The sequence below is a fragment of the Marinobacter pelagius genome, assembly GCF_003315345.1.
Lineage (GTDB): Bacteria > Pseudomonadota > Gammaproteobacteria > Pseudomonadales > Oleiphilaceae > Marinobacter > Marinobacter pelagius_A.
The window spans coordinates 30400-50398 of sequence record NZ_QNRO01000016.1; the positions used below are offsets into that span (position 1 = coordinate 30400).

A 19999-nucleotide genomic window follows, 5' to 3' on the forward strand; every position below is an offset into this window, starting at 1 on the left:
AAACCATCTTTGTCCAGGGCCCCGTACCGGGGTTCAGACTCTTCCTGATCATACTGGTATCGGCAGCGTTAATCGTTGCCGATGCTCGTTTTGACAAGCTCTCATCGGTGCGCAGTACCATTGCCACCGGTCTTGCCCCCGTGTACTGGCTGGGCAACGCCCCCTACGAATTCAGCGACTGGTTTTCCGGTCTTTTCGTGTCTAAAGAAGACCTTCAGCAGGAAAACGAAGACCTTCGCGCCCGCCTGCTTATCCTCGAGCGCCGCGCCCTCAAGTACGCGGCACTGGCCTCTGAAAATAACGAGCTGCGCCGGTTGATGAACTCCTCTGAAGTGCTGGACGACCGCGTCATTGTCGGCGAGGTGGTCGGCGTCTCGCCCGATCCCTTCTCCCATGAAGTCATCATCAACAAGGGCCTGAGTGATGGCGTCAGTCCGGGTCAGGCGATCCTCGATGCCCACGGCCTGATGGGCCAAGTGGTGCAGGCCAGTCAGATCACCTCCAGGGTGTTGCTGGTTTCGGACAGCAGCCACGCCGTGCCGGTGGAAGTGGTCCGCAACGGCCTGAGGGCAGTCCTGCTCGGCACCGGCGATCCCGATGCGCTGGAACTGGTGCATGTACCGGACACCGCCGATATCCGCGAAGGCGACCTGCTGGTCAGTTCCGGACTTGGTGGCCGCTTCCCCCGGGGTTATCCGGTGGCAGAGGTGTCACGAATCAACAAGGAGCCTGGCGAGCCCTTTGTGTCCATCCAGGCCACGCCCAAGGCTGAGCTGAACCAGAGTCGCCTGGTGCTGGCGGTATTCCCGCCCGAGACCGGGGAGCCGGAAGAAACCGCCGGCCAGGCTCCTGAATCCGGGGAGGACAGCTGATGTTGTCGGTAATCAGTTATCCGATCTTCGTGCTTTCCGCGGTACTGGCTCTGGTGCTCAGCATCTCCCTGTTTCCGGTGGGCTGGTTCGAGTTCCGTCCCGAGTGGCTGGGTCTGGTAGTGTTTTATTGGACCTTCCGGGCGCCCGCCCAGTTCGGCATTCTCCTGGCCTGGTTCCTGGGCCTGCTGCTGGATGTGCTGGAGGCGACGCCCCTGGGCGTGAATGCCCTGGCTATGGGCCTGATTGCTTTCCTGGTGCTGACCATCCACCAGCGCCTGCGCATGTACCCCATGCCCCAGCAATGTCTGATGGTGTTCCTGCTGCTGGGTATCAACCAGATGCTGGTGCATTTCATCAAACAGCTGCTCGGGGCCGAAGGGGATGCCGGGTTCGGTTACCTCTGGCCGGCTGCGACCAGTGCCCTGATCTGGCCGGTGGTCTGTGTACTCCTTGATAACATCAACCGGAAACTGGGTTAGCGATGTCGCACCTGATTCTTGCCTCCGCCTCACCGCGCCGGGCGGAACTGCTGAAACAGATTGGACTGGACTTCACAACCCGGCCGGCTGATGTGGACGAAACCCCGGAACCGGCCGAGTCGGCCGAAGCCTACGTCGAGCGCCTGGCCCGGGAAAAAGCCCTGGCGGTGGCCGCCGACTACCCGGAGGCACTGGTGGTCGGTTCCGATACGTCGGTCGTCCTCAACGGCGAGATCCTGGGTAAGCCGGTGAACCGGACCGATGCCTGCGCCACCCTGGCGCGGCTCTCGGGCGAGGTTCATCAGGTGATGACCGCGGTGGCGCTGGCACACCGCGGGCAATGTCGGTCCTGCCTGGTGGTCACCGACGTGCAGTTCCGGAAACTTGGCGGGGACGAGATCAACGCCTATGTTGCCAGTGGAGAGCCCATGGATAAGGCCGGAAGTTATGGAATCCAGGGTCTTGGTGGTATTTTTGTGAAGGAACTCAGGGGAAGTTACAGCGCCGTGGTTGGACTGCCGTTGCAGCAGACCGCCGAACTTCTGGCTCAGGCCGGCTTCCCGGTATGGACGAACTGGCCAAGCAGTCTGGAGAGCCAAGAATGAGTGAAGAAATCCTGATCAACGTTACGCCGGTGGAAACCCGGGTCGCCCTGGTGGAAAACGGCATGTTGCAGGAGGCCTACATCGAGCGCACCAGCCGCAAGGGCATCGTGGGCAACATCTACAAGGGCAAGGTTGTCCGCGTGCTGCCGGGCATGGAGGCCGCGTTCGTCGATATTGGCCTGGAGCGCGCCGCCTTTATCCACGCCTCGGACGTGATCACCGGCCAGTCCGGGGCCGAGGAACTGACCGATGGTCCCAAAACCGTCCCGGATATCCGCACCTTGCTGCGGGAAGGTCAGTCCCTGGTAGTGCAGGTGACCAAGGATCCCATTGGCACCAAGGGCGCCCGCCTCACCACACAATTGTCGATACCGTCCCGATACCTGGTGTTCATGCCGGGGGTCAGTCACATCGGCATCTCCCAGCGCATCGAGGATGACAACGAGCGGGAGCGTCTCAAGACCCTGCTAGAGGAAGCCTCTGCAGAAAGCTCCGATGTGACGGGCGGCTACATCATCCGGACCGCCGCCGAGGCCGCCCCGGCCGAGGACCTGATCGGTGACATGAAGTACCTGCACCGGCTCAGCCATTCCATCCAGGAGCGCATCGCCAAGGTGCAGGCCCCGGCGGTGGTGTACCAGGATCTGCCGCTGTTCATCCGTACCATCCGCGACCTGGTGCGACCCCAGACCGAGAAGGTCCGGATCGACAGCCGGGAGAGCTATCAGCGGGTGATGGAGTTCGTCCAGGAATTTGTCACCGAGTTCGCCGACATGGTGGAGTACTATCCCGGCGAACGTCCGATCTTCGATCTGTACTCGGTGGAGGATGAGATCCAGAAGGCCCTGAGCCGCAAGGTTCAGCTGAAATCGGGCGGTTACGTCATCATCGACCAGACCGAGGCGATGACTACCATCGACATCAACACCGGCGCGTTCGTGGGCCACCGGAACCTGGAAGAAACCATCTTCAAGACCAATCTGGAAGCGGCCCGGGCTATCAGCCGTCAGCTGCGGCTGCGTAACCTCGGTGGCATCATCATCATCGACTTCATCGATATGGAGGATTCCGAGCACCAGCGCCAGGTCCACCGCATGCTGGAGAAGATGCTGGAACGGGACCACGCCAAGACCAAGATCACCGGTGTGTCGGAACTGGGTCTGGTGGAAATGACCCGCAAACGCACCACCGAGAGCCTGGGCCAGGTTTTGTGCGAACCCTGCCCGGTGTGTGACGGCCGGGGCTTCCTGAAAACGGCCGAGACGGTGTGTTACGAGATCTTCCGGGAAATCCTCCGGGTCAACCGGGCCTACGATGCCGAGAGTTACCTGGTAATGGCCGCCCAGAAAGTGGTGGACCGGTTGCTGGACGAAGAGTCCGACAACGTGGCCGACCTTGAGACATTCATTGCCAAGACCATCCGCTTCCAGGTGGAGCCTTTCTACAGCCAGGAGCAGTACGATGTTGTGTTGCTCTGACGCCCGCGCAGGTTGCCGGCCCGGGGAGTAACGGAATCCATGTCCTCAGGCGATCACGGGCCGCGGTTACCGGACCTGCCCCCCGAAAGTCGGCCGGTACGCCTCGCTGCACGGCTCTCGAGCCTGGTGTGGTGGTCCCTGTTGGCGGTGCTTTTGCTGTTCGCTCTGTACGCGGGCATTGGTCGGCAACTGACCCAGAATATTGACAGCTTCCGGGACGACCTGGAAAGCGAGCTCTCTGCACGCACCGGCAAACAGGTGGAGATCGGTGGTCTCGATGCCCGCTGGAACTGGCTGGATCCTACCTTGCTGGCGCGGAATATCGACATCATCGAGCCCGGCACGGGGGACTACGTGGTTCGCCTGCAACACTTCCGGATCCGCCTCGATTTCCTCGCTTCCCTGTTCCGATTCCGGGTAGTTTTCGAAGCCTTCGAGGCTGATGGTCTGGAGCTGACTCTCAATCAGACCCCTGATGGCGAGGTAGGAGTCGAGGGAGCGGAATTGCCTGCGCCTGCCCGGAACCAGTTCCAGGAGTGGCTTGAGCTGGCGGGGCGCTGGCTGTCCGATCCCTACGTCAAACTCACCCGTGTCAATCTGGCGATCCGTGACAACCAGGGCCAGCTGCGCCATCTCGAGATCCCCCAGCTGGATCTGGTCTACCGCCGCGGGCTGTTCCGGGCTTCCGGGCGCGCTATGCAACCTGGCACCACCCAGCAGCTGGCCAGTTTCAGCCTGGTCGGGCGGCACTTCTTCCGTGGCGACTTTACCGGCCAGCTGTACCTGGACGTGGATTCCGGCCGGCTGTTCGATGGCCTGATCGACGAGTATCAATGGCGAACCCTGAGGGTGGAGGGATTCGATCTGGGCGGGCAGGTGTGGCTGACCTTCCGGAATGGCCTGCTACAGCAGGCAAACGGGTCGGTACGGACACCCTATCTGCAGCTTGGCGTGGGTAGCGAATCCCTTGCGCCGATCGAGAATATCAGTGCCCGTTTTGGCTGGCGCCGGGCCGAAAGCGGCAACACCGCTGTGGTTTCACGGGGGGAGATCCATCTGCAGGAACTCCAGTGGACCTGGAATGACGTTACCGTCCCGCCCTTCAGTGTACGGCTGATGCCCCGGGAGGATGGGGATGTCGAAGTGGTGGCGGATGCGCTGCCCCTCGGGCCCCTGCGTCGCTTGCTTGCGGTCCTGCCCCTACTGCCGGAGCGAGCGGGTCGTGCGCTCCGGAACTATCGTCCTGCAGGTTATCTGGATCGGGTGCATCTGAGGCTGCCCGCCCGTGACCTGACGGAATTCGAGCTCACCGGTCTGCTTCGTGACGTCCGGGTCCAGGCCCACGGCGGCGCTCCGGGCGCCTCCGGTCTGAATGGCAGGATCTCCCTGCGCCGCAATTCCGGCCTGGTAGAACTGGCACCCTCCGGAGAGCCGGTTAGCCTCGGCTTCCCCCGGCTGTTCCGGGACGACTGGACGTTCCGGGAAGTGCAGGGGTCGGTCGCCTGGCTGCTGGACGGCCCCGTCACCCGGGTGTATTCCGATAACATCCGGATGCGCTACGGCGATAGCACCAGCCTGACCGGTGCCTTTGATCTGCGCATGGACCGTGAGGGTGAGGACAACCTCGGTCTGCGTATTGGTGTCGAGGATGGACGAGCCGGGATGCTGGCGGATTTCGTGCCGGCAAAGGTTGTAAATCCCGGCCTGTATGAATGGCTGACCACAGCGATCACCGAGGCCCGGATCACCGAGGGGGTCTACTATGGCCACGGCCAGATCGGTCGCGATGCGCCCCGGGGGTCGTTCGTGTCGTCCATGTGGTACACGTTCGAGGACGCGACGGTCCGTTACGACGAACGCTGGCCGGAAGTGACGTCGGCGCGGGGCAGGGTCGATATCCAGGATGGCAATACGGACGTCAAGCTGGAATCTGGCCGGACCGGCGGCCTGGAACTCCATCCAAGCCGGGTGAAGGTGATTCCTGGCGATGAAGGTGCAAGGCTTTATGTCGATGCGGCGGCACGTGTACCCGGGGATGCCGTACCCTTCTGGATGGATAACAGCCCGTTGGGCGAGATGGCAGGCTCCGAGGCCCGGAGCCTGGAATACGGAGGCGACTACGCCCTGGACCTTGAACTGGAGCTGCCCCTGGGCGAGGGCGGGGAACCGGTGGTTCAGGCCCGTGTCCAGACCTCTAACGGCTCGGTGCGCTATCCCGGTGCCAATCTGAGCTGGACCGAACTCTCAGGGGGTCTCACCTATCATACCGTCGATGGCTTCTCGGGCGGCCCCATCCAGGCCCGGTTCTTCGGTGACCCGGTTGCGGTCAGCCTCAGTGTGGGCTCGGACGGAGAGGGCCTTGCCATTCGCCAGGAGGGGCAGCTCACGGTGCCGGACGTGTTTCGCCAGGCCGGGCTGGAGACTGACAGCGGTTTCGGTCTCAACGGTACTCTGGATTATTCCGCTGCGTTGACGGTCGGGGCCGATACCACCTCCGGTATCCAGGTACGTTCCAATCTCGAGGGGCTTGCGGTGGACTGGCCGGAACCACTGGCCAAGAGCGCCGAAGAACAGGCGCCGCTGGAGGCGACCATCTACCCTCAGGCTGAACAGGGGCTCCGGATCGCGGGCAGCTGGGAGAACCGGATGGGCTTTGAGTTTCTCTGGCAAGACACCGGTTTCGACCTGACCCTCGGCCACCTTTACCTGGGATCCCATACCCTCAGGAATATCACGATCAATGCGTTGCAGCTGGATGATCGCTGGGTAGTGAGCACCCGCTCCGAGCGCGCGGTGGGCCGGGTCGTACTTCCGGACAGCGACGAGCCGGTCAAGGCCGATTTTGAGGTGCTGAGACTGGTCCGCGACGATGAGAAACGGGAAGCCCAGCCTGAATTGCTGACCCTCGAGGAACAGCTGGAGGCCTTCCGGGCGCTGGATATGGGCAGCTGGCCGGACATCGATGTCAGCATCGCCGACCTTCAGCTCAATGGCGAGAGCCTGGGAACCTGGGAGTTTCTTTTGCGCCCGGAGCCGTTCCAGCTCAAGGTCAACGACATCGAGGGCCGCCTGAACTCCCTGACCCTTTTGGGGGAGATGACCTGGAGCATCGCTGCTGATCGGGAAGTCAGCCGCTTTGCCGGCTCGGTCACAGGCGGTGCCCTGACCGACCTGAACCAATTGTTCGGCACTGAGATTCCCCTGGAAAACCAGCAGACCAATATCGAGCTGGATCTGGACTGGCCCGGGCGACCGGATGATTTCTCCATGCGGGAGGTCAGCGGAACCGTAAGCCTGCGGCTCGATGACGGGATCATCCTGGAGCAGAACAGCACCGCCCAGGTGTTCCGGGTCTTCAACTTGCTGAACGCCGATACCCTCTGGCGACGACTGCAACTGGATTTCTCGGATCTTTACGAGCGCGGCGTGGCTTTCGACGCCATTTCCGGCAAGGCCCGGATCACCAACGGCCTGGTGACCATGAATCCCGAGTTGCAGATTGTCGGCCCTTCCGGCGCGTTCAAGCTCAGCGGTACTACGGACCTGTCCGAGGAAACCCTGGACATGCGACTGGTAGTGGTGCTGCCTCTCACCCAGAACCTGCCGCTGGCGGCCCTGCTGATGGGGGCTGGAGCGCCGATCGGCGGCGCGCTGTTCGTGCTGGACAAGGTTCTGGGCGACCCGTTGAGTAAACTGACCAGCGCCACCTATAGTGTTACCGGGACCTGGGATAATCCCGAGGTCGACCTGCGCCGGGTCTTCGACACCGGCGAATAGTGCGAGCGGAGAAGGATTTTATGACCACACAGGCGAAACAGCGGGTAGCCGCGATCCAGATGGTGAGTACCCGGGACATCGAGGCGAATCTGCAGGAAGCGGAACGATTGCTGGCCGAAGCCGCCCGGCAGGGGGCGAAAGTCGCGGTGTTGCCGGAGAACTTCGCGGTGCTGTCCACCGCCGATATGATCGACTGCGGACGCACGGAGGCTGGCGACACGCCGGTGATTCGGGATTTCCTGTCAGCCCAGACCCGGAAGCTCGGGATCTGGATTGTCGGTGGCTCCCTGCCGCTGGCACAGAGACCGGATGGTACCGATATCGAGGACCGGGTGAGGGCCACCTGCCTGGTGTATGACGACCAGGGCCAGGAAGTGGGCCGTTACGACAAGATTCATCTCTTTGATGCCAAAGTGGACGACGCCCACGGCCAGTATCGGGAATCGGACACCTTCGAGCCCGGGGAGCAGGTGCTGACCGTGGATACACCGGTGGGCAAGCTCGGGATGGCCATCTGCTACGACCTGCGCTTCCCGGAGCTGTTCCGGCTCCTGCGGGAGCAGGGTGCCGACTGGGTGTGCCTGCCAAGCGCCTTCACCTGGCAGACCGGCGATGCTCACTGGCACGCCCTGAACCGTGCCCGGGCCATCGAGAACCAGGTCTGGGTCATCGCCCCCGGCCAGGGCGGCCAGAACAGCGAACGCCGCCGCACCTACGGCCACACCCTCATCTGCGACCCCTGGGGCAAGATCACCGCCGAGCGTGAAGAAGATGGCCCCGGCGTGATTACCGCCGAGCTGGACATGGAGCGGCTGAAACAGGTGAGGGCGAACATGCCGGTGTGGGAGCACCGGAGGCTGGTTTAACGCAGGGGACTAGCTCAGGGGTCTGATGAACTCGTTCATCTGACCCCATTTTGGCATCTAACCCCGACTCAGGGGTCTGATGAAAACCTTCATCTGACCCCATGTTCAGGCCAAACTCCCGGATCTCATTTTACCTCAGGGGTCTGATGAACTTGTTCATCTGACCCCATGTTCAGGTCAAACTCCGTGATCACATCTGAAAACGGGGTCAGAAGAAAGCGTTCTTCAGACCCCTGGGGGGGGGGATGGCCCCACCTTCTTTCTATTCAACCTCGTCAATACACTCCCGCAAATATCGAAACAGCTTCTTCGCCTGCCCGGTATTCTTCTCCTTCTCGGCATCCCGCTTCGCATTCCGCGCCAGGTTGCGCAGGTGCTGGATATCCGCCGACGGGCAGTAGTCAATAAACTCGCCCACCGCCGAATCCCCCTCGGCCACCATCCGGTCGCGCCAGCGCTCGGCCAGGTGGTGACGGCGGGTATGCTCGGCGCTGCCGGAATCGAAGGCATCCAGGCCGCGCTCGATGGCTTCCGGGTCTTCCTCGTTACGCATAACCTTGCCGATGTAATGCAGGTGCCGCCGGCGTGCCTCATGTTTGCGAATTCGCCGGGATTCAACGATGGCCGCTTTCAGGGTATCGCTGATGGGCAGGCTGTTGAGCTGGTCGTCGCTCAGATCCAGCATGCGCTTGCCCACTTCCTGCAGGGCATGCATCTCCCGCTTGATCTGGGATTTGCTGGGACCGAGGTCTTCCTGGAATTCGTCGTCTTCGTGATCAGTCATAGTTGCTACCTAAAGCCTAAGTCGGGGTCAGATGAAGGCTTTCATCAGACCCCATAATCGCGCCAAACTCAGGGGTCTGCGTCCAACTCAGGGGTCTGATGAACTTGTTCATCTGACCCCATGTTCAGTTGCAACCCTCACGCATAAAAAATCGTCGCCAACCCCAGAAACGCCATAAACCCCACCACGTCCGTCACCGTGGTCAGAATCACGCTCCCGGCCAGCGCCGGATCAATGTTCCTCGACTTGAGAAACAGCGGCAACATGGTGCCAACAAACGCTGCCGCCACAAGGTTGATGACCAGGGCGGCGGCGATAATGGCACCAATCAGCAGGTCCTGGAACCAGGCGGCGGCCGCGGTGGCCACCACCAGCGCCCAGAAGAGGCCATTGAGCGCGCCCACAAAGAATTCCCGGTTCAGCAGCCATCGCACGTTGGCGCCGCTGATCTGGCCCACGGCCATGCCGCGGATCACCAGGGTGAGGGTCTGGCTGCCGGCAATGCCGCCCATACTGGCGACGATCGGCATCAGTACCGCCAGGGCAACCACCTTGCTGATCGTGGCCTCGAACAGGCCGATCACCGCCGAGGCGATAAACGCGGTGACCAGGTTGATCCCCAGCCACACAGCGCGGCGGCGGGTGGTTTTCCAGACCGGGGCGAAGGTGTCTTCATCCTCGTCCAGACCGGCCATGCTCATCAGGGAGTGGTCGGCGTCTTCCCGGATAACGTCGACCACGTCATCGATGGTGATACGGCCGAGCAGCCGGCCTTCCTCGTTGACCACCGGCGCCGAGATCAGGTCGTAGCGTTCGAACAGGGTCGCTACCTTGGTGTCGGAAAGGGTCACCGGAATGGGTTCGACCTCGGTATCCATGACTTCCCGCACGGTCGATGCCGGGTTGGATACCAGGATCCGGGTAATGGGCAGTACCCCGATGAAATCGTCCCGCCGGCTGACCACGATCAGGCTGTCGGTCATGGGTGGCAGGTTGCGGTGCCGGCGCAGGTAACGGAGTACAACGTCGATGCTGATGTCCGGGCGCACCGTGATGGTGTCCGTGTTCATCAGACCGCCGGCGGTGTCCTCCGGATAGGACAGCACTTCCTCGACCCGCAGCCGGTCCTGCTCGTCCATGGTGTCCAGGACTTCCTGGATCACCGTGTCCGGCAATTGCTGCAGCAAGTCGGCAAGGTCGTCCGACTCGAAATCCTCGATGATGTCCGCCAGTTCCTGGGCGTTCAGCTGGCTCAGGAAGTAACTACGGATGTCATCGCTGAGGTACTGGAGGACTTCACCCTCCAGGTCCTTCTCCACCAGGTTCCAGAGCAGGGCACGCTGGCGGGGCGGGGAGGATTCCAGCAGGTGGGCGATATCGCTGGGGCTCAGGCCGCCATTGAGGATGCGGGCAACCTGCTTGAGGGCGCCACTATCGAGCGCCTCACTCAGTGAGCGCAAACGCTGCTTGGCCTGGCTTTTTTCCAGAATATCGGTCATGAATCACCTGCTCGCTGAAAACGCCTTTATTATAGCGGAGTTAGGCGTTACAGGTGAGTGAAACGGGGGTTAAAACCTCTGGGGTCATTCCCCTTCGCCGAAATAATCATCAATCAATGCCACCAGCGCCCGAATGGCCTCTTCTTCATCCCGCCCCTCGGCAATCAGTTCCACCTCGGTGCCCTGACTGGCGGCGAGCATCATCACCTGCATGATGTTCTTGGCATCCACCTCGCGGCCGTTGCGGGCGATCCGGACCTGGCTGTCGAACTCGGAGGCCGTGGCCACCAGTTTGGCGGTGGCGCGGGCGTGCAGGCCGAGCTTGTTGATAATAGTGATGGGGCGGCGGATCATGGTGATTCAGGCCTCTCCCCGGGCTTGCAGGTGGGGCAGCTCGGTGTGGCGCACCTGCACGTTGTTGTAGTGTTCGCGGAAATGCTTGCCCAGCTGCTCGCAGATGTACACGGAGCGGTGCTGACCGCCGGTGCAACCGATGGAGATGGTCATGTAGCTGCGGTTGCTTTCGGCGAAGCCGGGTAGCCAGGTGTCCAGGAACGCAATCAGGTCATCGACCATCTTGCGGCTGGCCGGCTCCCGCTCCAGAAAATCGATCACCGGCTGGTCGGTACCCACATACTTGCGCAGGCTGGTGTCCCAGTATGGGTTGGGCAGGCAACGGACATCGAACACGTAATCGGAATCCAGCGGTACCCCGTGCTTGAAGCCGAAGGACTGGAACAGCAGGGCCAGTTCCTGTTCCTTGCGGCCTACCACCCGTTGCTTGACCTGATCCCGCAGCTCGTACATCGACATGCCGGTGGTGTTGATGTAGAGATCCGCGAGCTTGGACAGCGGCTCGAGCAGTTTCTTCTCGCTGGTGATGGCTTCGCGGAGGGAGGTCTTGTCATCGCTCAGCGGGTGCTTGCGGCGGGTGGCGTGGAAGCGCTGCAGCAGCGACTGCTCATCCGCGTCCAGGAAGATAATCTCCACCGTGATACCGGTTTCCTGGAGCTGGCTGTAGATATCCTCGAAGTTGGCGAGTTCGCCGGACAGGTTCCGGGCATCGATGCTCACCGCCATCTTGTTCAGCCGGCCCGGGGTTGCCTGGGCGGCCGCTTCCCGGGTCAGCGGAAACAGCAACCCGATGGGCAGGTTGTCGATACAGTAGAAACCCAGGTCTTCCAGTACGTGCAGCGCGGTACTCTTGCCTGAGCCTGACCTGCCACTCACGATGATCAACTTCATGGCCAGTTTGCCTCCGGTACAGTTGGGGTCAGCCGCTGGCGGCTGTCATGCGCTCGTACAGCGCCCGGGCATCCTCGCACTCGCGGAGCCGGTTACAGAAGGACCGCTCGTTGAATTTCTCGGCCAGCTGGCTCAGCAGCTCCAGGTGTTCGCTGGTGGCCTCTTTCGGCACGATCAGCGCGAAGACCAGGTCCACCGGCTGGTTGTCGATGGCATCGAACTCGACGCTTTCCTCCAGCGTCATCAACACACCGATCACCCGGTCGAGGCCTTCCAGCCGGCAGTGGGGGATGGCAATCCCCTGGCCGATGCCGGTACTGCCAAGCCGTTCCCGCGCAATCAGGTTGTTGAAAATCTGGGTATCGCTGAGGGTTTCGTCTTGCTGGTGGATCTTTTCAGCGATGAACTCCAGAACCCGTTTCTTGCTTGATGCCGGCACCCTGCAGAGGGTCAGCTCCGGTACAAGGATGTTGTCTATGGTCAGGGATGTGTCGCTCATGGATCGACTGCATTTCCGTAAAAAAAAGGCTGCGACACCCGAAGTGCCGCAGCGCCATTGGATTACCGCATGGAGGCGGACTGTTAACGTTGTCCGTTACCGTGCATCCGGTCTACGTTCTTTTCCTTGTGCTTGAGGACCTGGCGATCCAGCTTGTCGATCAGGGCATCGATCGCTGCATACATGTCCTCGTTCTCGGCCTTTGCATGAATTTCACCACCACCCGCGACATGCAGAGTCCCCTCCGCAATCTGGCGCACCTTCTCGACCTCCAGGGTAACCTGACAATTGGAGATGTGGTCAAAGTGGCGCTCCAGCTTATCGAACTTCTCGGTGACATAATCCTTGAGGGAGGGAGTCAGTTCTACGTGATGGCCTGAAATATTGAGTTGCATAGGCGTCTCCTGTTGTTACACCAGTCGTTTGCGTTCATTGGAAGGCGGAATATGCATCGCCTCCCGGTACTTGGCCACGGTGCGTCTTGCCACCTTGATGCCCTGTTCTCCTAGCATGGCTGCAATTTTACTGTCACTCAATGGCTTTTTGGGAGTTTCCGCGGCAATCAGTTTCCTGATCATCGCGCGAATGGCCGTTGAGGAACATTCACCCCCTTCATCCGTGCTGACATGGCTGGAGAAAAAGTACTTCAGCTCAAAAATGCCCCGGGGCGTGTGCATGTATTTCTGCGTGGTCACCCGGGAAATGGTGGATTCGTGCATGTCCACCGCCTGGGCAATATCGGACAGGATCAGTGGCTTCATCGCCTCTTCACCCTGGTCCAGGAAGCCCTGCTGGTGCTCCACGATGCGGGTGGCCACCTTCAGCAGGGTTTCGTTCCGGCTCTGCAGGCTCTTGATGAACCATTTGGCTTCCTGGAGCTGGTCGCGCAGATACGTGTTGTCCGCGCTGCTGTCCGCACGCCTTATAAGAGAAGCATAGCTCGCATTGACGCGGATGCGGGGGGCAATTTCCGGATTCAGTTCCACCCGCCACCGGCCATGGTGTTTGCTGACAATCACATCGGGGATGACGTAGTCCGGCTCGCCGTGGTCGATCACATCGCCCGGCCGGGGGTTCAGCCCGGTGATCAGCGCAAGAACTTCCCGCAGCTGATCTTCCTTCAGGCGGCTTCTTCGCAGCAGTTGGGCGTAGTCGCGGTTACCCAGGAGATTGATGTAGTGGGTAATCACCAGCCGGGCCTGAGACAGCCAGGGGGTATCCGCTGGCAGCTGGTTGAGCTGGATCAGCAGGCATTCCTGCAGATCCCGCGCAAACACGCCGGCCGGGTCCAGATGCTGGAGCCGGTGCAATACCGCTTCCACTTCGTCCAGTTCCAGCGGGTCCTCGTCGGCGTCGTCCTGCAGGCCGGCATGGATCTCCTCCATCGGGCTGGTCAGGTAGCCCCGGTCATCCACCGCATCGAGCAGGGCATGGGCGATGGCCCGGTCCCGCTCACTCATGGGGGTCAGGTTGATCTGCCATTCGAGGTGATCGTGCAGGGTTTCCGTGGGCGAGTTGCGGGTCTCGAAGTCCTGTTCGTTATCGTCGTCGTTGCGGGCCGAGGAGGCCGGGGCGGACTGATAGATGTCATCCCAGGCAGTGTCGACCGGCAGGTCGTCGGGGATGTTATCGGGGACCTCGTTCTCGCTGGTCCATTCCGGGCCGGCGTCGTCCCAGTCGTCACTGCTCTCGGCACTGGCGGCGGAATCCCGCTCGTGGTCGTCCCGGTTTTCGGTGTTGTCCGCCGGCGCTTCGGCGTTGTCGTCGTCCTCGGAGGTTTCCAGCATCGGGTTGGAATCGAGGGCCTGCTGGATTTCCTGTTGCAGATCGAGAGTGGAGAGCTGCAGAAGCCGGATCGCCTGTTGCAGCTGGGGCGTCATGGTCAGGCTCTGACCCAGCTTTAACTGTAATGAAGCTTTCATCACCATACGTTCAGGATCCGTTACTCGTCACGCTCTATTGCCTTGGCTTCAGAGAAAAAATGCTTTGTATGCTAGCTGGTTGCCGTAGCAAGCAAGTTCTTTGCCGAGTTTACTGGAAACGGGGGCCAGATTGAACATGAAAGGTGGCGGGGATGTGAAAATGGGCTCCCACCAAGGGATCTTGACTCCGGGGTTTTGGCTCCGGGGTTGTGACTCAGGGGTCGGATGAAATCTTTCATCTGACCCCAACCTGGACCCTGGCCTCGTGCTCAAGTCTAACTCGGGGTCAGATGAAAGATTTCATCAGACCCCTGGAGGGGGGCATGCCCCTCAGAGCCGGAATTCATTCCCCAGGTACACCTCTTTCACCTGCTGATTCGCCAGAATTTCCTCGGAGCTGCCGGAGGCGATGATATGGCCGCCGGAGACGATGTAGGCGTTCTCGCAGATATCCAGTGTCTCCCGCACGTTGTGATCGGTGATCAGCACTCCGATGCCCTTGTCACGCAGGTGGCGGATGATGTGCTTGATGTCGCTCACCGAGATCGGGTCGACGCCGGCGAAGGGTTCGTCGAGCAGGATGAAGGCGGGTTCCATGGCCAGGGCCCGGGCGATTTCCACGCGCCGGCGCTCGCCGCCGGACAACGCCATGCCGACGCTGTCGCGGATGTGGGTGATGTGGAACTCTTCCAGCAGCTCCTCGAGCTTGGCATCCCGCTCGGCGCGACTCAGCGCCGACCGGGTTTCCAGGATCGCCATGATGTTGTCGCGCACGGTCAGTTTGCGGAACACCGAGGCTTCCTGGGGCAGGTAGCCGATGCCCTTGCGGGCGCGCCCGTGCATGGGCAGCGGCGTGATGTCCTGGCCATCGATGGTGATGCGGCCGCGATCGGCCGGCACCAGGCCCACAATCATGTAGAAGCAGGTGGTCTTGCCGGCGCCGTTGGGGCCGAGCAGGCCGACGATTTCGCCACTCTGGATTTCCAGGGAAACGTCGATCACCACCTTTTTCTGTTTGTAGCTCTTTGCCAGATTACTGGCTCTCAGTACTGCCATCGGATCCCTGTCTGGTGCTGCGGGGCTGGATAATCATTTCAACCCGGCCAGTGCCGGATCCCGTGTCCTGTCCGCCCTCGGCGGTGACCACTCGTTGAACCGTGTCGTAATGGATCAGGTCGCCGCGGAACAGGTTGCCACCCTGCTCAATCACCGCCTCCCGCTCAAGAGTCAGTTGCCGGTCGCTGGCGGACCAGGTGATGTTGAGGGCGCGGGCGTCGGTCTCGCCCTCTCCGTCACGGCTCGGCTGGGTGTAGTGGGCCGGAGTGCCGGCGGCTTCAATCCGGCTCAGGCCTTCGGCGCTGCGGTACAGTACGACCCGTTCGGCCGTCAGCCGGGTTTTGCCCTGGGTCAGGACCACGTCGCCGGTGTAGGTGGCCACGCCCTTGTTGTCATCCAGTCGGGCGCTGTCGGCGTTGACGGTGATCGGCTGGTCCGAATCCAGTTCAAAGGCCAGGGCAGGGCCGCTGATCAATAGCGCCACCAGGGCGGCCAGCAAGCCGGACGGGTGTTTATTGAACCGTTTCATAACGTCCTTCCACGTCGGAGTTGAGCTCCACAATTCGGTCATTGATCCAGGCCTTCATGCCTGTAGCACGGGTGACGCCGATACGGTCGGTGATCTCCACCGGAGCGTCGGTGTAAATAATGTTCTGATCGTTGTCCAGCGTCAGCTTCGAGGTGGTCAGGGTTGCCTCGCGCTCGCCAACCTGACGAATGATACGCACGTTGTCGGTCAGGTACAGCAGATTCTCGTTCTGCAGCAGGCTGCCGTTATTCGCCTCGATTGTCCAGGGCTCGGTCCCCGGTTCGCCGAAAAGGCGGGCAGTGGGTGACACCATGGTGGCCATGTTGCCTTCTTCGAACTGCTCGATCCGGGGGCTGGTGAAGTGCACTTTCAGGTTGCCGTTCTGGTCATAGGATGTGTAGGCGCCGTCGACCACAAAGCCGTCGGGCTCGGCCGGGCCACGCAGGGCGGCGGCTTCGGGGTCCGGCGCGGGCGGTTCGTCGCTGCGCCAGAGCAGGAACAGCGCAGCGGCCACCAGGGCAACCACGGCAAGCGCCCGCACCAGTGGGCGTTCGGTGAACTGCTGCAGGAATTCCACCGGGCTGTTCATCCGGCCGGCTCCAGGTAAGGTGCCAGTGCCGCGTCCAGTTTGTTCTGGGCGGTCAGGATAAGATCGCAGGCCTCCCTTACGGCGCCCTCTCCACCTGAGACGCTGGTACAGTAGTGCGCCTGCTGGCGCACCAGCCAGTAGCCGTTGGGTACGGTGATGCCCAGCCCGGCAAAGTTCAGTGCCGGTAGGTCGGGCAGGTCGTCGCCCATGTAGGCGATTTCTTCCGGGGCGATGTCCATGGTGCGGACCAGTTCCTGCAGCGCCACTTTCTTGTCTTCCCGGCCCTGCATCAGATGCGGGATGCCCAGGTCGCCCATTCGCTTTTCGGTCAGCGGTGAGCGCCGGCCGGTGATCACCGCGACAGTGATGCCGGTGGCCATCAACTGCTTCAGCCCCAGGCCGTCCAGGATGTTGAAACCTTTGAGCTCGTCCCCGTTGGCGCTGAAATAGAGTTTGCCATCGCTCATGATGCCGTCCACGTCCAGCGCAATGAGGCGGATACGGGCCGCCCTGGCGAGCAGCTCATCGGACCAACGGGACGTCAGCGGGCTGGTCAGATCGGCCATCAGATCACTCCCGCCCGCAGCAGGTCGTGCATGTTGATGGCGCCGACCAGCGTACCTTTTTCGTCAGTGACCGGCAGGGCGTTGATCTTCATCTCTTCCATGATGTTCAGGGCCTCGGCTGCCAGGTGGTCGGCGGCGATGGTTTTGCCGTGGCGGGTCATCACTTCCTCGATGGCGGTGTTGTGGATGTCCACAGACCGGTCCAGGGTGCGGCGCAGATCACCGTCGGTAAAGATGCCGGTGAGGTCGCCTTTGGCGTCCACCACCGTGGTCATGCCCAGGCCCTTGCGTGAAATTTCCAGCAGGGCACCACTGAGGGTGGTGCCTTCGGTGACGACCGGAATCTGCTCGCCGGTATGCATGATGTCGGACACCTTGAGCAGCAGGCGCCGGCCCAGGCTGCCACCGGGGTGGGAGAAAGCGAAATCCTCGGCGCTGAAGCTGCGGGCTTCCAGCAGGGCCACCGCCAAGGCATCTCCCATCACCAGGGTTGCCGTCGTACTGGACGTAGGGGCCAGTCCGAGCGGGCAGGCCTCGGCGTCGACACGGACATCCAGGTTGGCGACCGCTTCCCGTGCCAATACCGAGTCCGGGTTGCCGGTCATGCTGATCAGCGGTGCCCCCATGCGTTTGATCAGCGGCAGGATGGTGACCACCTCACTGGTGTTGCCGCTGTTGGAGATGGCAATGACGACATCCTGGCTGGTGATCATGCCCAGGTCGCCATGGCTCGCTTCGCCGGGGTGGACAAAGAAAGAAGGCGTGCCGGTGCTGGCCAGGGTAGCCGCGATCTTGTTGCCGATATGACCGGATTTGCCCATACCGGTTACCACGACCCGGCCCTTGCAGGCCATGATGGTCTCGCAGGCACGGAGGAAGTGGTGGTCAATGCGGCCTTCGAGGGCTTCGATGGCATCTCGCTCGATGCGAATGGCGCGTAGGGCGGAGGTCCGGAAATCGTGGCTGGTCTGTTCGGTCATCGGGCTCTGGCCTGGCTTGTATCGGGGGATTTCGGCAAAACGCGTTGAAAGTGGCGCAAGTATATCATTTTCAGTAAATCCGGTGATGACCATCAGGACATTTTACCGGTCAGACGTTGAGGTTAGGCGCCGCATCGCATAATGTAGCTCCTCCTCGAAAGGGACAGATTATGGGTTCGACTGCATACATATCTCTGAAGGACGTCGTGTTTTCCCGATCCGGCCGGCGGATCTTCGATGGCATCACTCTGGATATTCCCAGGGGCAAGATCACCGCGATCATGGGCCCCAGCGGCACCGGAAAGACCACGCTGCTGCGGCTGATCGGTGGCCAGCTGCGCCCGGACAGTGGCAGCGTCCAGGTGGATGGGCATGAGGTGCCGCGTCTCAAGCGCAAGGCCCTTTATACGCTGCGCGAGAAAATGGGGATGCTGTTCCAGAGTGGCGCCCTGTTTACCGATCTGAGCGTCTTCGAGAACGTGGCTTTCCCGTTGCGGGTGCACACCAAACTGCCCGAAGACATGATCCATGACATCGTGCTGATGAAACTCGAGGCCGTTGGCCTGAGGGGTGCGCGCCATCTGATGCCTTCGGAGCTTTCCGGCGGCATGACCCGGCGGGTCGCGCTCGCCCGGAGCATTGCCCTGGACCCGGAGCTGATCATGTACGACGAGCCTTTCGCCGGCCAGGACCCCATTGCCATGGGCGTTCTGGTGAAGCTGATCCGGGATCTCAACAGTTCCATGGGGCTGACCAGTGTGCTGGTATCCCACGATGTGCCCGAGTCTCTGAGTATCTGTCATTACGCCTGTATTATTGCCGACGGCAAGGTGATTGGTGCGGGCACCCCGGAAGAGCTGAAGGCGCACCCGTCGGACCAGGTCCAGCAGTTCCTGCAGGGGCAGCCCGACGGTCCGGTGCCGTTCCACTACCCCGCGAAGGATGCCGGTCAGGATTACGGGCTGGGAGGACATACCTGATGCTCGACCGTATTGCGTCACTGGGCCGGCTGGGCCTTGATATTGTTGCTTCCCTGGGCCGCTCGGGCCGCTTTCTGGCCGGGGTGCTGAGCGGAGTTCCGCGCCCGGTCACGGGGTTTCCGCTGCTGGTACGCCAGATTTACGCGGTCGGGGTGCTGTCCCTGGCCATCGTGGTGGTCTCCGGCCTGTTTATCGGCATGGTGCTCGGGCTGCAGGGGTACACCATCCTTTCCGATTACGGCTCGGAATCCGCCATTGGCCAGATGATTGCGCTGACCCTGGTGCGCGAGCTCGGGCCGGTGGTGACGGCGCTGCTGTTCGCCGGTCGGGCCGGGTCGGCCCTGACCGCCGAGATTGGCCTGATGAAGGCCACCGAGCAGCTCTCCAGCATGGAGATGATGGGCGTTGACCCCCTGCGCAGGGTGGTCGCACCGAGGCTCTGGGCCGGATTTATCGCCATGCCCGTGCTCGCCGTTATCTTTTCCGTGGTCGGTATCTGGGGCGGCATGCTGGTTGGCGTAGAATGGCTGGGCGTGTTCGAAGGATCGTTCTGGGGCAACATGCAGTCCTCCGTCGACTTCCTGGATGATGTGATGAACGGCGTGATCAAGAGCGTCGTGTTCGGCTTTGTCTGCGCCTGGATTGCGGTTTTCCAGGGTTATGACTGTGTGCCCACCTCTGCCGGGATCAGTTCCGCCACCACCAAGACGGTGGTGTACTCGTCCCTGGCCGTCCTGGGGCTGGATTTTGTGCTAACCGCCGTGATGTTCGGCGATTTCTGAGATTGATCAACGGGAGCCGGTAATGGCACAGAGAACCACTGAAATCATTGTTGGCCTGTTCATGATTGCGGGCCTGGCGGCATTGCTGGTGCTGGCGCTTCAGGTCAGCGGGCTGTCCCCCAAGGCCGCCGAGCGCACCTATACCCTGTACGCCAATTTCAACGATACCGGGGGGCTGACGCCCCGGGGCAAGGTGTCCATGGCGGGGGTGACGGTTGGCAGTATCGAATCCATTTCCCTCGACAAGGAAACCTTCCAGGCCCGGGTGAAAATGTCGATCCATGCCGAGGTGGACAACATTCCCGCCGACAGTTCCGCAGTAATACGTACATCCGGACTGCTTGGTGAGCAGTACATTGATATATCAATCGGTGCGGATATGGAATCGCTCCAGCCGGGCGATACGTTCTATTCCACCCAGTCGGCCATGAACCTTGAGCGGCTGATCAGTAACTTTGCTTCCGGCAAATGAATGCCGGAGCGCTTACCAA

The 19999-nt window shown here is 61.5% G+C and carries 21 protein-coding genes; 9 read left to right on the forward strand and 12 right to left on the reverse strand.

Going from position 1 to position 19999, the window contains the following annotated elements; genetic code table 11:
- The first annotated feature begins 5 nt into the window (after positions 1 to 5).
- From mreC to DET50_RS13670, 6 genes are read left to right on the forward strand one after another with little or no spacing between them, the layout of a single operon-like run.
- Entirely contained in the window at positions 6 to 872 is an 867-nt protein-coding gene (gene mreC / locus DET50_RS13645; RefSeq protein ID WP_113863392.1) for a rod shape-determining protein MreC, read from the forward strand.
- Entirely contained in the window at positions 872 to 1351 is a 480-nt protein-coding gene (gene mreD / locus DET50_RS13650) for a rod shape-determining protein MreD (RefSeq protein ID WP_113863393.1), read from the forward strand. Before mreC ends, mreD begins: the two co-directional genes overlap by 1 nt.
- Positions 1352 to 1353: 2 nt before the next feature.
- Positions 1354 to 1956: a Maf family protein gene (locus tag DET50_RS13655; RefSeq protein ID WP_113863394.1), complete on the forward strand. Its 603-nt coding sequence runs from the start codon at positions 1354 to 1356 to the stop codon at positions 1954 to 1956.
- Positions 1953 to 3434, forward strand: coding sequence for a ribonuclease G (gene rng / locus DET50_RS13660; protein ID WP_113863395.1), 1482 nt, complete (start codon positions 1953 to 1955; stop codon positions 3432 to 3434). The genes DET50_RS13655 and rng overlap by 4 nt, the downstream gene beginning before the upstream one ends.
- Before the next feature lie 39 nt (positions 3435 to 3473).
- Complete coding sequence (locus DET50_RS13665; RefSeq protein ID WP_113863396.1) at positions 3474 to 7211, forward strand: YhdP family phospholipid transporter; 3738 nt, start codon at positions 3474 to 3476, stop codon at positions 7209 to 7211.
- Between the two features lie 20 nt (positions 7212 to 7231).
- The gene (locus DET50_RS13670; RefSeq protein ID WP_113863397.1) at positions 7232 to 8077 is read left to right on the forward strand and encodes a carbon-nitrogen hydrolase family protein; all 846 of its coding nucleotides are present in this window, start codon (positions 7232 to 7234) and stop codon (positions 8075 to 8077) included.
- 262 nt (positions 8078 to 8339) lie between these two features.
- Here the strand turns inward: DET50_RS13670 and yjgA are convergent, their stop codons facing one another.
- The 12 genes from yjgA to DET50_RS13730 all read right to left on the reverse strand — a co-directional run bounded on the left by yjgA (position 8340) and on the right by DET50_RS13730 (position 17746).
- Positions 8340 to 8861, reverse strand: a complete 522-nt coding sequence (yjgA, locus tag DET50_RS13675; RefSeq protein WP_113863398.1) for a ribosome biogenesis factor YjgA — start codon at positions 8859 to 8861, stop codon at positions 8340 to 8342.
- A gap of 137 nt (positions 8862 to 8998) precedes the next feature.
- A complete protein-coding gene (mgtE, locus tag DET50_RS13680; protein ID WP_113863399.1) occupies positions 8999 to 10360 on the reverse strand; it encodes a magnesium transporter in 1362 nt (453 codons plus the stop codon).
- Positions 10361 to 10444: 84 nt separating this feature from the next.
- The gene (locus DET50_RS13685) at positions 10445 to 10714 is read right to left on the reverse strand and encodes an HPr family phosphocarrier protein (RefSeq protein WP_113863400.1); all 270 of its coding nucleotides are present in this window, start codon (positions 10712 to 10714) and stop codon (positions 10445 to 10447) included.
- A 6-nt stretch (positions 10715 to 10720) separates the two neighbouring features.
- Positions 10721 to 11605: an RNase adapter RapZ gene (rapZ, locus tag DET50_RS13690; RefSeq protein ID WP_113863401.1), complete on the reverse strand. Its 885-nt coding sequence runs from the start codon at positions 11603 to 11605 to the stop codon at positions 10721 to 10723.
- Between the two features lie 28 nt (positions 11606 to 11633).
- On the reverse strand, positions 11634 to 12104 hold the full coding sequence (ptsN, locus tag DET50_RS13695) for a PTS IIA-like nitrogen regulatory protein PtsN (protein ID WP_113863402.1): 471 nt from the start codon (positions 12102 to 12104) through the stop codon (positions 11634 to 11636).
- Positions 12105 to 12187: 83 nt separating this feature from the next.
- A complete protein-coding gene (gene hpf / locus DET50_RS13700) occupies positions 12188 to 12499 on the reverse strand; it encodes a ribosome hibernation promoting factor (protein ID WP_113863403.1) in 312 nt (103 codons plus the stop codon).
- Between the two features lie 15 nt (positions 12500 to 12514).
- The gene (locus DET50_RS13705) at positions 12515 to 14026 is read right to left on the reverse strand and encodes an RNA polymerase factor sigma-54 (protein ID WP_113863446.1); all 1512 of its coding nucleotides are present in this window, start codon (positions 14024 to 14026) and stop codon (positions 12515 to 12517) included.
- Positions 14027 to 14356: 330 nt separating this feature from the next.
- The gene (gene lptB, locus DET50_RS13710) at positions 14357 to 15082 is read right to left on the reverse strand and encodes an LPS export ABC transporter ATP-binding protein (protein WP_113863404.1); all 726 of its coding nucleotides are present in this window, start codon (positions 15080 to 15082) and stop codon (positions 14357 to 14359) included.
- Positions 15060 to 15611, reverse strand: coding sequence for a lipopolysaccharide transport periplasmic protein LptA (gene lptA / locus DET50_RS13715; protein ID WP_113863405.1), 552 nt, complete (start codon positions 15609 to 15611; stop codon positions 15060 to 15062). The genes lptB and lptA overlap by 23 nt, the downstream gene beginning before the upstream one ends.
- Complete coding sequence (gene lptC, locus DET50_RS13720; protein WP_113863406.1) at positions 15595 to 16200, reverse strand: LPS export ABC transporter periplasmic protein LptC; 606 nt, start codon at positions 16198 to 16200, stop codon at positions 15595 to 15597. Before lptC ends, lptA begins: the two co-directional genes overlap by 17 nt.
- Positions 16197 to 16766, reverse strand: coding sequence for a 3-deoxy-manno-octulosonate-8-phosphatase KdsC (gene kdsC, locus DET50_RS13725; protein ID WP_113863407.1), 570 nt, complete (start codon positions 16764 to 16766; stop codon positions 16197 to 16199). The genes lptC and kdsC overlap by 4 nt, the downstream gene beginning before the upstream one ends.
- Complete coding sequence (locus DET50_RS13730) at positions 16766 to 17746, reverse strand: KpsF/GutQ family sugar-phosphate isomerase (RefSeq protein ID WP_113863408.1); 981 nt, start codon at positions 17744 to 17746, stop codon at positions 16766 to 16768. Before DET50_RS13730 ends, kdsC begins: the two co-directional genes overlap by 1 nt.
- A gap of 167 nt (positions 17747 to 17913) precedes the next feature.
- On the opposite strand from DET50_RS13730, the gene DET50_RS13735 reads away from it, so the two are divergent.
- From DET50_RS13735 to mlaD, 3 genes are read left to right on the forward strand one after another with little or no spacing between them, the layout of a single operon-like run.
- On the forward strand, positions 17914 to 18726 hold the full coding sequence (locus DET50_RS13735) for an ATP-binding cassette domain-containing protein (protein ID WP_404932746.1): 813 nt from the start codon (positions 17914 to 17916) through the stop codon (positions 18724 to 18726).
- Positions 18726 to 19508, forward strand: coding sequence for a lipid asymmetry maintenance ABC transporter permease subunit MlaE (gene mlaE / locus DET50_RS13740; protein WP_113863410.1), 783 nt, complete (start codon positions 18726 to 18728; stop codon positions 19506 to 19508). Before DET50_RS13735 ends, mlaE begins: the two co-directional genes overlap by 1 nt.
- Positions 19509 to 19530: 22 nt before the next feature.
- On the forward strand, positions 19531 to 19980 hold the full coding sequence (gene mlaD, locus DET50_RS13745) for an outer membrane lipid asymmetry maintenance protein MlaD (protein ID WP_113863411.1): 450 nt from the start codon (positions 19531 to 19533) through the stop codon (positions 19978 to 19980).
- Positions 19981 to 19999 lie beyond the last annotated feature (19 nt).